This is a genomic window from Clostridium sp. MCC344 (assembly GCF_018785365.1).
Taxonomy (GTDB): domain Bacteria; phylum Bacillota; class Clostridia; order Lachnospirales; family Lachnospiraceae; genus Pilosibacter.
The window spans coordinates 252667-265128 of the sequence record NZ_WQPQ01000056.1 but is presented as its reverse complement, the minus strand read 5'-3'; the positions used below and the strand labels follow the sequence as shown (position 1 = coordinate 265128).

The 12462-nt window shown below is 49.8% G+C and carries 12 protein-coding genes and 1 riboswitch; of the genes, 3 read left to right on the top strand and 9 right to left on the bottom strand.

The annotated features are described in order from the left end of the window. Positions 1-112: 112 nt before the first annotated feature. The 9 genes from GPK90_RS13280 to thiE all read right to left on the bottom strand — a co-directional run bounded on the left by GPK90_RS13280 (position 113) and on the right by thiE (position 9350). Positions 113-1819 carry an AAA family ATPase gene (locus GPK90_RS13280; RefSeq protein WP_118529569.1) on the bottom strand — a complete coding sequence of 569 codons (1707 nt, stop codon included), beginning with the start codon at positions 1817-1819 and terminating at the stop codon, positions 113-115. A 50-nt stretch (positions 1820-1869) separates the two neighbouring features. Continuing rightward, a complete protein-coding gene (locus GPK90_RS13275; protein WP_117485375.1) occupies positions 1870-2406 on the bottom strand; it encodes a methylated-DNA--[protein]-cysteine S-methyltransferase in 537 nt (178 codons plus the stop codon). Between the two features lie 128 nt (positions 2407-2534). After that, positions 2535-3758: an MFS transporter gene (locus GPK90_RS13270; RefSeq protein WP_015554072.1), complete on the bottom strand. Its 1224-nt coding sequence runs from the start codon at positions 3756-3758 to the stop codon at positions 2535-2537. A 558-nt stretch (positions 3759-4316) separates the two neighbouring features. Then, positions 4317-5396: an ABC transporter substrate-binding protein gene (locus GPK90_RS13265; protein ID WP_252197463.1), complete on the bottom strand. Its 1080-nt coding sequence runs from the start codon at positions 5394-5396 to the stop codon at positions 4317-4319. 73 nt (positions 5397-5469) lie between these two features. After that, positions 5470-6210: an ABC transporter permease gene (locus GPK90_RS13260; RefSeq protein ID WP_215703203.1), complete on the bottom strand. Its 741-nt coding sequence runs from the start codon at positions 6208-6210 to the stop codon at positions 5470-5472. 68 nt (positions 6211-6278) lie between these two features. Further along, on the bottom strand, positions 6279-7031 hold the full coding sequence (locus tag GPK90_RS13255) for an ABC transporter ATP-binding protein (protein WP_015554068.1): 753 nt from the start codon (positions 7029-7031) through the stop codon (positions 6279-6281). 1 nt (position 7032) lies between these two features. Next, positions 7033-7695 carry a thiaminase II gene (gene tenA / locus GPK90_RS13250; RefSeq protein WP_118529567.1) on the bottom strand — a complete coding sequence of 221 codons (663 nt, stop codon included), beginning with the start codon at positions 7693-7695 and terminating at the stop codon, positions 7033-7035. After that, positions 7692-8501 carry a bifunctional hydroxymethylpyrimidine kinase/phosphomethylpyrimidine kinase gene (thiD, locus tag GPK90_RS13245; RefSeq protein ID WP_015554066.1) on the bottom strand — a complete coding sequence of 270 codons (810 nt, stop codon included), beginning with the start codon at positions 8499-8501 and terminating at the stop codon, positions 7692-7694. Before thiD ends, tenA begins: the two co-directional genes overlap by 4 nt. A 213-nt stretch (positions 8502-8714) precedes the next feature. Next, the gene (gene thiE, locus GPK90_RS13240; RefSeq protein WP_215703186.1) at positions 8715-9350 is read right to left on the bottom strand and encodes a thiamine phosphate synthase; all 636 of its coding nucleotides are present in this window, start codon (positions 9348-9350) and stop codon (positions 8715-8717) included. Between the two features lie 284 nt (positions 9351-9634). Then, a riboswitch (TPP riboswitch) is annotated at positions 9635-9742 on the bottom strand. 269 nt (positions 9743-10011) lie between these two features. On the opposite strand from thiE, the gene GPK90_RS13235 reads away from it, so the two are divergent. The 3 genes from GPK90_RS13235 to phnC all read left to right on the top strand — a co-directional run bounded on the left by GPK90_RS13235 (position 10012) and on the right by phnC (position 12289). Beyond that, the gene (locus GPK90_RS13235) at positions 10012-10287 is read left to right on the top strand and encodes a hypothetical protein (RefSeq protein ID WP_215703185.1); all 276 of its coding nucleotides are present in this window, start codon (positions 10012-10014) and stop codon (positions 10285-10287) included. 93 nt (positions 10288-10380) lie between these two features. Further along, the gene (locus tag GPK90_RS13230) at positions 10381-11481 is read left to right on the top strand and encodes a phosphate/phosphite/phosphonate ABC transporter substrate-binding protein (protein WP_215703184.1); all 1101 of its coding nucleotides are present in this window, start codon (positions 10381-10383) and stop codon (positions 11479-11481) included. A 49-nt stretch (positions 11482-11530) separates the two neighbouring features. Further along, positions 11531-12289 (top strand): phosphonate ABC transporter ATP-binding protein, encoded by a 759-nt coding sequence (gene phnC / locus GPK90_RS13225; RefSeq protein ID WP_118529565.1) that lies wholly within the window; start codon positions 11531-11533, stop codon positions 12287-12289. The last annotated feature ends 173 nt before the right edge of the window (positions 12290-12462 follow it).

Genomic DNA, 12462 nt, shown 5'->3' with positions numbered 1-12462 from the left:
CGCACCTCAACGAAATCTAAATTCTTCCGCTACCATAATATCATAAAAAACAGGTGTAATGCAAAAAATTCGTTTTTCTGCACTACACCCATCCATCATTAACACCAATCAATTATAAGTTTCCGGAAGCCATCGCTTTACAACGCTTTTTACAGAAGGCAATTCCGTAAAGTGTGATATCTTTTCGCCCATCATTTAAAAGATATTCCTGATAACGCCGGTCATTGATCTGATCCAACGCCGCCCTGCAGGCCTGCTCCATCTCATCGTAATCCTTCGTATATTTCAGTTCCACAACAATGCCTGCATTCGGATCTTCCGTTTCTACGATAATATCCGCAAATCCCTCTCCTGCCTCGACATTAGATTTTACAAGCCAGTCTGCATTTCCCGTCAAAATACCAACAAGAAGGTTATGATACGAGATTTCTTTTTTCCCTTCTCCCGTTTTTATATCAAAAACACTGATGGAATTGCTCATGATTCGATTGAGATACATCTCGACTCCATCCGTATTTCCCTCTTCAAAAGCTTTCCAGAAAGCAGTTAACTGCTCCGTATTGCTGAAGATCGACTTTTTAAACCACTCCTGGATCTGCATTTTAAACACTTCGCGAATCTCCCGGTTTGGTATCACGAGCCTGTACGCGCCATCCTCTGTCATCCCTGCCTGTGTGAGATATCCAGTGGTAAATAGAACACTCCAGAGATTTTCGATGCTGTTATCGATCTCATCATAAGTGAGATCAAGACGGAGCATTTTTTCAATTGCATTCCCGGCAATCAACTGTTCGATCTCATTCCGGGTCGTTCTGTTTGCCTTATCCACAAAACGCTTTACAAGGTCATTCCCGCTGGTATTGATCCAGTATGCTTCTGGTCTTGCATTCGGATCGTCCTTGATTCGGTCGATATGATTAATGACATCCCACGGACAGTACACGTCAACATTGCCAAAACGATACCCGTCGTACCATTCCTTCGTTTCCGAAAATCTCGCTTCCAAGTGATAATCCGCGAGAAGTTTCTGTACTTCTTTATCTGTAAAACCAAACTGTTCATCAAACCGCGAATCCGTAATCGACAGAATCTTAAAATTATTTAATCCCGTAAAAATACTCTCTTTAGAAACCCTGAGACACCCAGTCAATACTGCAAAGGCTAAAGCCTCATTTGTTTTCAGTGCCCTTCCGAACAGCGCCCGGATCAAAGCAACCATCTCCCGATAATAACCATGCTGAAATGCCTTATCAAGCGGTACATCATATTCATCGATCAGAATAACCGTCTTCTGATTAAAATGCTTATACAGAAGTTCGGAAAGCGTCTGCAGAGAGCCGCACAGTACATCATCACTCATCTGATAATGCCCATCTGCAAATGCAGTCAACACTCTATATTTTTCTCTGTCACGATCCGATAAATTTGTGTCCTTTGCCAAAAAAGGAAACCGCTCTGCCTCCCTCGCAATGAGTTCGACCATCTGATATTTCGCTGTATCAAAATTCAATCCTTCTGCATTTTTTAATGAAAGAAAGATCACCGGATATTTTCCCATATGTTCAGAACATATCTTTTCATTTGATGAAATATGGAGTCCATCAAAAAGCGACCGGTCCGTCCCGATTTCAAAAAAGTACTTTAGCATACTCATATTAAGTGTTTTTCCAAAACGGCGCGGACGGGTAAATAAATTAACTTCCCCCCAACTCGAAAAGAGCTGCTCGATCAGGCTCGTCTTATCGACATAGTAGAATCCATTTTGACGGATCTTTTCAAAATTATCGATGCCAACCGGCAGTTTTAAAAATTCATCCATGATATCAGCTCCTTCCGTTACTTTGCAGCTAATTACAACTTTATTTTCAACTACAGCGCCGTCCCTCTCTTCGGCACAAACATCCCGGACATGTCTGTCTGTTCCAGTTTCAAAAGCCCGATCTTCTTCTCAATTCCGCCCGCATACCCGGTAAGGCTCCCGTTTGTTCCGACCACCCGGTGGCATGGAATCAGGATCGAGATCGGATTGTGGCCGACCGCGCCTCCGACGGCCTGAGCGGACATGTGCTTTTTTCCTGTCATCTCAGCAATTTTTCTGCCGATTTCTCCGTAAGTCATCGTCTTCCCGTATGGGATCGTAAGCAGGAGCTTCCAGACCTCTTTCCGGAATTCTGATCCGTCCGGCGCCAGCGGTGGAAGAAACTCCGGATCTTTCCCTGCGAAATAAAGATCCAGCCACTCTCTCGTCCTCTTCAAGACAGGAGTTTCCTTCTCCTCTGTCCCGTTCTCTTTTAACCCGGAAGCAAAATATTTCTGCCCCTCAAACCAGACTCCCTTTAACGCTTCTTCATCCGCCGCCAGATAAAGGATTCCAAGCGGTGAATCATAGTGTGATACAAAGATCATATCCTCGTTCCTCCCAAATATATCCTCTGCAGCAGTCATTCCGCAGTTTCTTTACCTGTCACATGATTTCCAAGTTTCTGAATCTATCATACCACGTTCTCCCAAAACTTCTTTGCAAAAATGGAAATCTAATTTGCTCTCTTTCCAAGCCACACAGCCACCCCGAAATGCACCAGGCAGACCGCTGCTCCCAATACAAACACCCACTCCGGACCGACAAACTTCCAGACAGCTCCTAAAAGCCCGGAGACCGTCACGGCCAGCACATGATCCACACTCAGGCCGAACGACAGGTTCTCCATCACGTCCGCCGGAGAGTCGCTGAGTTTTTTCATCAACATCACATGGACCGCGTTAAAATGATCTGCGATCATAATAAAAATATATGCCGTGAACGCAAAGATCTGCTCCACTCTCCCCGTAAACACACCTGACGTGATCCCATGGACTGCCCAGGCCGCATACAGAAAGATCGCCCCGATCGTCACACTCTCCAGAACAAGTCCCTTTTTCACACCATACCGGTCAAGAAATTTTCCGATCTGCGGAGCAATCATACTGCTGCCAAAATGCGCCGCGATTCCAAGAAGCGCCACCGTATCTGCCCCCATCGCAAGAAGCTCGATAATGATCCACGGTGCAAACACCAGACGCATCCGTTTCTGGAAACCATAAACACCCGTAACGATATAATAAGGAATGTATTTCTTCTTAAGCGGCAGTCCTTTTTTCTTCTCATCATGCTTCCGCACATCAAGGGCCGGAACCTCTCTTCTCAGTCTCCACAGGAAGAATAACGCCGCCGCAACGACTACAAGTGACACGCAGAACGACGGAACGATCGATCTGTCCGCCCGGAACCAGAACGCCCCGTACCGGAACCCGATAAATACAAGCAGCGATGCCGCCATGGACCCCATCGTCGCATATCCCCGGTATTTTCCGAGAAACGTTCCCGTCTTCCCCTCATCCGCGAGATCCATCGCGATCGCGTCCCGGACCGGCATGACAATATGATCCCCGAGAGAATAGGTAAACACAAACAGCTGCATTAAGAGATATCCCGGAGATAAAAGTCCAAGGACAAACATTCCCACCGCGTACAGGCAGAAACTGATCATCGCTAACGTCAGATTTCCACATCCCGACAGCGCCGTGATCACAAACACTCCCACAACTCCCGGCAGCTCCCTCGGGATCTCCAAAAGCCCCCTCTGCACCGAGTCCACCTGATACACGCCCTTAAAATAGTTCGAGATAATACTGCCGCCAAATCCGTTCGCAAACGTGAACAGGACGAAAGCGATCAAAAACAGCCGCCTTGCCCTCTCCTTCTTCATCTGTTCCGCCATAACCTTCCTCCCATTTAATCTCGTCAATATCCAGCACAGGACTGCCTCTGGACGCGATGCCTGATTTTCAAAAACCGAAACAGTACAGTTTTCCTCCATCCAGACATCTCTTTTTTCTTCGAAAAAACGTTATCTAACCTCAATTATAATACATATCTTTCATATGAACAAGCGTTCTTTTCCACAGTAACAACTATATACATCATCCAGATCTTTACTTAAATCTTCAATCCCCAGCGCAGGTCAGCCTCCGGAACCGGGTGCCTGATTTACAGGCCTGGCTTCCTCTTGGCTCGCAGGAAAATGCGTTGGAGGAAATGGGGCGCTTGTCTGAGCGAAGCGAGTTGCGTCCCATTTTCTCCGCCCTTAGCATTTTTCTGCAAGCATAGAGGAACCGCCTGGAAATCGACAGCACCAGGAGCCGGAAGCTGACCTGCGCGTACTTCCGCCAAGTTGACCCACTCTCTCTTTTCCTGACTCAGACCATAAAAATACCGGAACAGCAGTCTCCCCGCCATCCCGGTATTTCTCAATTCCTATAAGATTTCCCCAAGGAACCTACTCCCCGAGGTCCACCATCACATCAGAAACCTCAACCTTCTGATCGATCAGTCCACTCTCAAGCATCCAGTCGATGTTCTCCTGCCAGCACTCCTCCGTCTGTGTCAGGAACGGGACATCCTCCGTCTCCATAAGCGGCAGCAGAGTCTCACAGGATTTCTCCTCAACGCTCTGTGTCAGCGGGAAATTCTCCTCATTCTGGTTGTTCATGAGGATCGCGAGGCAGCCGTCCGGATCCTTCTTAAAGTCCTCAAAGCCCTTTGCAGATGCACGTAAAAAGCCCTTTAAGACCTCCGGCTCACTCTCGATCATCTCATTATTTGCGAGGAACACTTCCTCATAATAATTCGGAATGCCATATCCGTTTGCCATGAAATAATTGACATCAAAGCCCTCTTCCTCCAGCTGCGGAACCTCATGGTTCACAAGGCAGCCGATGGTGGCATCCACGTTTCCGGTAGTCATGGAGCTCATCAGGTCAAATCCAACGTCGATCAGATTTACATCTGACGCGTCCGCGCCCACATACTCCATCATGGTCTTCACAATAGACTCACTGAGAGCTGTTCCGCCGTATCCAACTGTCTTTCCGACAAGATCGGACGGGCTTGTAATATTCTTATCCTTTAAAGAAAGTACAATGCTCAACGGAGACTGCACGATCGCACCGATGGACTTGATCTTCGTTCCCTGATTTGCAACCGCCTGGATCACATCCTGCTGATAATACATTCCGATCTCCGCCTTGCCGGCAGCGACAAGAGCCAGAGCATCATTCGCGTTTGCCGGGAAGCGGACCTTCACATCAAGTCCCTCTTCCGCATAATATCCGCGCTCGATGGCGGTGTAGATAAAGGTGTGGATCGCGTTCGGATACCAGTCCAATACCACGTTGACCTCACGGAGATCCTTTTTTTCACCGGAAGCTGCTGTTGTCTCTGCCGCGCTGCTGTTGTCCGCTGAAGCCGCTGCCGTCGTCTCCGCTGTCTTTGTCTCACTCTTACCGCATCCTGCAAGTACTGTCATACTGAAAGCCGCAGCCATCACCGCTGCAGCGATTCTCATTCCTTTTTTCATGTCATTTCCTTTCGTTATCAAAATAATTTTTCCTGTTCTTTCACTGGTCAGCCAGAATTTCATGTTGTGTTTTCTACTCATTTCTCCAGTGAATGATCCGTTTTTCAAGCAGTGTGACCACCCAGACAGCCGCCATCGCTGCCACCGATAACAATAAGATCGGTGCGAACACTCCGGCTCCATCAAGCTGTGTCATCATCCTCCTGCTGAAGTATCCAAGTCCGCTCTGAGCTCCCAGCCATTCACCGATGGCCGCTCCGATGATCGATAACGGGACCGCCATCTTGATCGCTGAGAAAAAGCAGGGCAGGACAGCCGGAACCTTTAACTTCATAAAAATCTGGCGTTTATCCGCGCCAAAGGTAAACAAGAGCTCTTCCATCTCCGTCTTCACCGACTTAAATCCGTCGAATACCGTGATCGTGATCGGGAAAAATGTGATCAGCACCGTCACAAGCACCTTGCTCCAGATCGTATATCCGAACCAGAGTACAAAAAGCGGTGCCAGAGCTGTCGTCGGGATCGTCTGGGACGCGATGATAAGCGGATAAAGTGCCTTTTCCGCTGTCTCGCTGGCATCCATCAGAACGGCCAGACCAAGGCCAAGAATAATGGAGATCAGAAGTCCGATCCCCACCACCGACATCGTTGCCGGAAGGTGTGCCTTAAATAACGGACCTCTAAGCTCCCAGAGCCGTACCACCACCTGAGTCGGTGACGGCAGGATATACGCCGCGTCGATTCCCATAGCCGCCGCCTGCCAGATGATCAGCAGAGCTGCCACCAGAATCGCCGCCGGAAGATTCGTACTCAGAAAATTATGGGTCTGTCCGCGCGAAGCCCCGGAAGGAACCCGCGCATGATACTTCTTCATCTTCTTACTCATGACGTCTCCTTCCTCAGCATACCGATCAGCTCCTCCTTCAGGGACAGTATCTCCGGTTTCCGAAGCTCGTCTCTGGATCTCGGATATTCTGCCGGAACATCAATGGACCGCAGATGGGTGATCGGTGATTCCTCTACAACCAGGATCCGGCTGGACAAAAAGACCGCTTCCTCCACATCGTGCGTGATAAAAAGGACTGTCTTTTTCTCCCTCTCCCACTGCTCTAAAAGCCATTCCCGCATGGAGATCCTCGTCAGGTAATCGAGGGCTGAAAATGGCTCATCGAGGAGCAGAAGGTCGGAACCCGTGAGCACCGTTCTCGCAAACGCCGCTCTCTGGCGCATGCCGCCGGAAAGCTCCTTCGGCATCTTGTCACCCCAGTCCTTAAGACCAACCGATTCCAGCGCCGCGTCCGCTTTCTCTCTCATCTCCGTTTTCGAATATCCGCCCCGGATCTCCATCGGCAGCAGGAGATTCTCCCTCACGGTCCGCCATGGAAATAAAAGATCCTGCTGCGGCATGTATCCACAGTAGTTTCTCTTCCTCTCAATGGACTCTCCGTCCACCAGGATCTCGCCGGAAGCCGGCAGAAGGAGCTTGTTCACAAGCCGGAAGATCGTACTCTTACCACAGCCGGAAGCGCCGATGACGGACACGAATTCCCCGTCCTGTACATCGAAGGAGAGGTGGTCAATGATGGAGAAATCTTCCACATCATATTGAAAGCTTACATTGTCAAATTTCAGCATCCTACTGCCTCATTTCCCATGCCATATCCCAGAATGCCGCCTCGTAGCGGGAGCATGCTGTAAAGATGTCCACGAGATGCTGTTTCCGCTTCTCGGAATAGTCCTCCGTCAGGCGGTTCATCAGGTCTGCCAGCACCTCATTGTCCTCGTGGTAGGAATCGGACGCATATCCGCTGACCCATTCCCCATAGAACTCATGCTTATCTGCAGCCGGATACTCCGCAAGGATCTTCTTCGCGATAAACTCATAGCTCAACGCGCAGGAAAGGATCGCCGCCATGACCTCCGCCTCTCCTTCCTCGTAAGCGACACGAAGCATATAGGAGGTATAGGACAGATTATCAAGAGCGACCGGTGTCTGCTCCGCCTCCTCCTTCGCGATTCCAAGTCTCGTCATGTACGCGCGGTGGATATCCATCTCACCGTCCAGGATCGAATGGGTATAACCCGCGAACAGGCGCATAGCGGCGAGGTTTTTCGCCTTCGCCGTGCCGATGGAAAATACCTTTGTATAGTCAAGAAGATACAGATAATCCTGTATCATATAATATTTAAATTTTTCATGATCCAGACTGCCGTCCGCGATTCCCTTTACAAAAGGCGTCTCGTTATAGCCGTCCCAGATCTCCTTTGTTGCCTCTAAAAGGCGTTCTGTCATCGTCATGCCTGTTCCTCCGCAAATCCTTTTCCGCGAAAATCAAATCCATGGTCCATCGGTCCGGATCCATGTCCGAGATCCAGCATGGCTGCCAGCGCTCCGGAGATGTAAGCCTTTGCGCGTTCCACCGCCGTATCGAGATCATAACCCTTCGCCAGATTGGAGGCGATGGCGCTCGATAAGGTGCAGCCGGTTCCGTGGGTGTTCGGGTTGTCGATACGCTTACCGTTGAACCAGCGGTAGCTGCCGTCGCGGTATAACAGGTCGTTGGCATCATTCAACTGATGACCGCCCTTGCAGAGGACCGCGCAGTGATAGGTCTCACTGATCTGTTTTGCCGCCGCGATCATGTCCTCGGCGGACTTTACTTCCATCCCTGATAAAACCTCTGTCTCCGGGATATTCGGGGTCAGGACTGCCGCCATCGGAAACAGGTATTCCTTTAATGTGCCGATGGCATCGTCGCTGATCAGCTTTGATCCGCTTGTCGCCACCATGACCGGGTCCACAACGATATTTTCTGCTTTGTGTTCATGAAGCTTCTTTGCGATGGACTTGATCAGTCCCGCAGAAGAAACCATTCCGATCTTTACCGCGTCCGGACGGATGTCCGTAAATACGCTGTCGATCTCCTGTTCCAGGAATTCCGGTGTTACCTCGAAAATCCCCTGGACGCCGGTCGTGTTCTGGGCCGTCAGTGCTGTGATCGCGCTCATTCCGTATACTCCGTTTGCGATCATCGTCTTTAAATCGGCCTGGATGCCGGCGCCTCCGCTGGAATCGCTTCCAGCGATCGTTAATGCTGTCTTCATCATAAAAACTCCTTTCAGGCATCAATAACTTTTTATTAGGCGACGCAAGGTGGTGCCCCCAATGTGCCGCCGCGGAAATGTTTTCCGCTTGATCTATTCCAAAACCCAGAGGGAAAATTGCTGCTCTGTGAATTTAAAATTCATATTTTCAGGCAAGTAGTATTTTTCTTCTGGCTTATTGGCTTGTTTGAATGTAGTGTTTAAAAAATTATATTATAAGATTTCTCTTACCGCCTCTTTCAGTTCTCGTGTCGCCTTCTCAATATCCTCTGCCGCAAAGATCGCGCTGACGACTGCGACACCATCCACACCGGTTCCCTTAAGGGGCTCTATGCGTTCCTTATTGATCCCGCCGATGGCGACTACCGGGATATCCACCGCCTGACAGATCGCAGAAAGCGCCTCCGGTGTCACCGCTGTTGCGTCCTTTTTTGTTCCTGTCGGATACATCGCTCCGACGCCGAGGTAATCCGCCCCGTGCTTTTTCGCGAGAAGCGCCTGCTCCACATTCTTACAGGAAACACCGATGATCTTATCCGGTCCCAGCTTTTCTCTCACTTTTCCCGCTTCCATATCGCTCTGTCCCACATGAACGCCGTCCGCGTCCACCTTAAGGGCGATATCCACGTTGTCGTTGATCACAAAGGGAACATGATATTCGGCACAGAGCTTTTTGATCTTCTTCGCCTCTTCTAAAAACATCTCCTCATCCAGCTCTTTTTCCCTCAGCTGAACGAATGTTGCTCCTCCCTTTAAAGCCTTTTCCACCTGGCTCTCCAGAGTCTCGCCATTTAACCACGCGCGGTCTGTCACCGCGTAGAGCAGCATATCTTCCGGTCTGCAGTTCATATCTTCTACCTCCTACAATACATGAAACGCGCCTTGGCACATTCCCACGCCTCGCGCGGCCGCTTGCGACGATCTACATCTTCGCGCGAGTGCACAGCATTGGCACGTCAGTACCTTTTGTGTAACAGGGAATTCCCCGGAATTTCCTGTTATAACAAGTGAAAACACGCTTCGCGAGTTTCCCCTTGTTATCGCGACAGTCGCCAAGGTCTCGCGCAAGCGCGGACTTTGGCTCGTTGTTCGCGTAAAAAAAGGAGACACCCGCAGGTATCTCCACTTCTACTCTTTCTCTTCAGCAGCTTCCTACGTTGGCATGATCCAAATCAGGTATACGGGTCTTGGCGATGCAGCCAACTCTCAGCCTGATCCGTCAGGCTCCCCGGTCTGTTTATTTTCTTTTTTCTGACAAGACTTACTATATACTTTCCGCGCGGAAAAGTCAAGTTTGCACCCGGTTTCGTACATGATTTTAAGACTGCGGATTTTGCATGGATCCATCGATATTTTTCATGTATTCCGTGCAGCCTGCTTACAGCCTTGTGTTCCCCGCCCATCGCTTTTTCCCGGCGGCCTTTCAGAAATTTCCTCTCTTGCCTTTTTCCGCCTCCTGTGCTACAATCCAAATCGGTTAACGGAATGCAGCATGAGGGGGAGCGCCCTGATGCTGCGGTCAATTCAATTACTTGATGACGAAGACCAGATTGCGAGGGAGCCCGTGTTCCGGGCTGAGAGGATCCCAGAAAGGATCGACCGTCCCATGCCGCGGATCCATGTCCGCGGCTTGTCAGCATTCTGCCTGAAAGTCATTTTTACGGCATGCTGCAGAAAGCATGCCTTTTTCTTTATCCGCCTGTTTCTTCCGGATTCATGGCAGCTGAACGCGTTCTATTTCATTTTATCCGGAACGATCACGCTCTCACAGGATCCTGCCCATTAGCGGATATTGAAACTATTTCACCGTATTTCCCGGTGTCCCATTCTTTCAGCAGAAAATATATTCTGCCCTGACGGGCTATGGAGGTATTATATTATGAGAAAATTTGTTGTACCGGCTCTCTCCCTGGCACTCTGCCTCGGACTCACTGCAGGATGTTCTTCCAAAACGGACGCACCGGCTGCTTCCACAGGGGAGACCACAGCTGCCGCTTCTGCGGAAAGCACTTCTGAAGCAACCGCTTCCGCAGAGACAAAATCCATCGATTCCTTAAAGATCGCTTTCTCCCCGTACGCGGACGCAGATACGATCACGACAGCAACAGAGCCGTTAGAGAACCTTTTAAAAGAGACACTGCTTGAAAAAGGCTACGATGTCAAAGACATCGACATGACCGTCGGAACAAGCTACACCGCTGTCGGTGAGGCACTGAGCGCAGGAAGCGCTGATATCGGATTTATCTCCGGAGGAAACTATGTCCTGTTCTCCGATGACTGCGACGTTCTCCTCACGGCTCTCCGCTACGCCATCAACAAGGACTCCGAAGATCCGAAGGAATGGAACGACGGCACCATCGAGGAAAACACAGACAAAATGAGCACATATTACCGCTCCATCATTCTCGCAGGACCGAGTGAAAAAGGTCAGGAGCTCTTAGCAAAAGTCAACAACGGCGAGGAACTTACCTGGGATGACTTAAACAGCGCCACCTGGGCAGTCATGGGACCGACCTCCGCGTCCGGCTACATTTATCCGTCCTTATGGTTAAACGAGCGCTACGGAAAGACCATCGCTGACCTCGCAAATGCGGTCCAGTCTGATTCCTACACCACCTCCCTCGCCCGCCTCGCCTCCGGACAGGCAGACCTCATGGTCTCCTACGGCCATATCCGCACAAAATATGCGCCGGACTGGAAAGAGAAATTCGGCGGCACTGATGATATGGTAAAGCAGACAGGCATCATCGGCGTCACAGAGGGAATCTACAACGATATGATCGCATACAGCAAAACTTCCGAGCTCATGCAGGACGCTGACTTCCGTCAGGCTCTCGGTGATTCCTTCATCGAGATCGCAGGAACTGATGAAGGCAAAGACATCATCAAAGTCTTCAGTCAGGTCGGCTACGAGTGGGGCGATGACGCGAACTATGACGGGGAACGCGCCGCACAGGAAATGTTAAAGTCTATGAACTAAACAGATCCCAATTTTTTACTGATTCATTATTTGTAAGGCAGGTATCTTCATGGAAATCGTTCTTCAGAACATTGGAAAACAATTTAAAAACGGGACACGCGCCCTGGACCATGTAACCTTTACCATCCCTCAGGGCGAGTTCGTCTCCGTGATCGGTCCGTCCGGAGCTGGAAAAACCACCCTGTTCCGGATCTTAAACGGCATGGAGACGCCGGGGGACGGGGCTGTCCTTTTTGATGGCAGCGACATATCGTCCATGTCCGGAACCGCCAGGAAGAATGTAAAGAGATCCATCGGCACCATCTATCAGGATTTCTGTCTCGTGGAAAATTCCACCTGCCTTGCAAATGTGCTCACTGCCTGTCTGCCGGATATGGGATTTTTCCCCGCTGTGTTCGGAATCTACGGAAAAAAGCGCCGGGCAGAAGCACTGAAATTTCTTGACCGCGTGGGACTCTTGGAAAAAGCAGAAGAACCGGTAAAAAATCTCTCCGGTGGTCAGAAACAGCGCGCCGCCATCGCGAGAGCCCTCATGCGTCATCCAAAAATCCTGCTGGCTGATGAGCCCGCCGCCTCCTTGGATCCGGTCACCGGACGGCAGATCCTGACACTTTTAAAGGAGATTCAGGAAAAGGATGGCGTCACGATTCTTATGAACAGCCATAACCTTGAATTTTCTCAGGAGTTTTCCGACCGGATCATCGGGCTGAAGGACGGAAATGTGGTTTTTGATGGAACGCCATCGGAAATGAATGAGGAAATCTTGAGAAACATTTATCTCAGTCTCGAAGACGCCCACCTATCTTAGGTGATGAATATGAACCCAAATAAAAGAACTCTGCGTAACTGTTCAGTAGGTCTGCGCACTTGCTGCGCTGACCGTAAGAAAACATAAGCTGGAAGGCAAAAATCCCATCGGCGCAGCCGATCTGGAATGGATTTTTGCTTGTAACTATGAAGGTACTGAATAGTTACAACTCT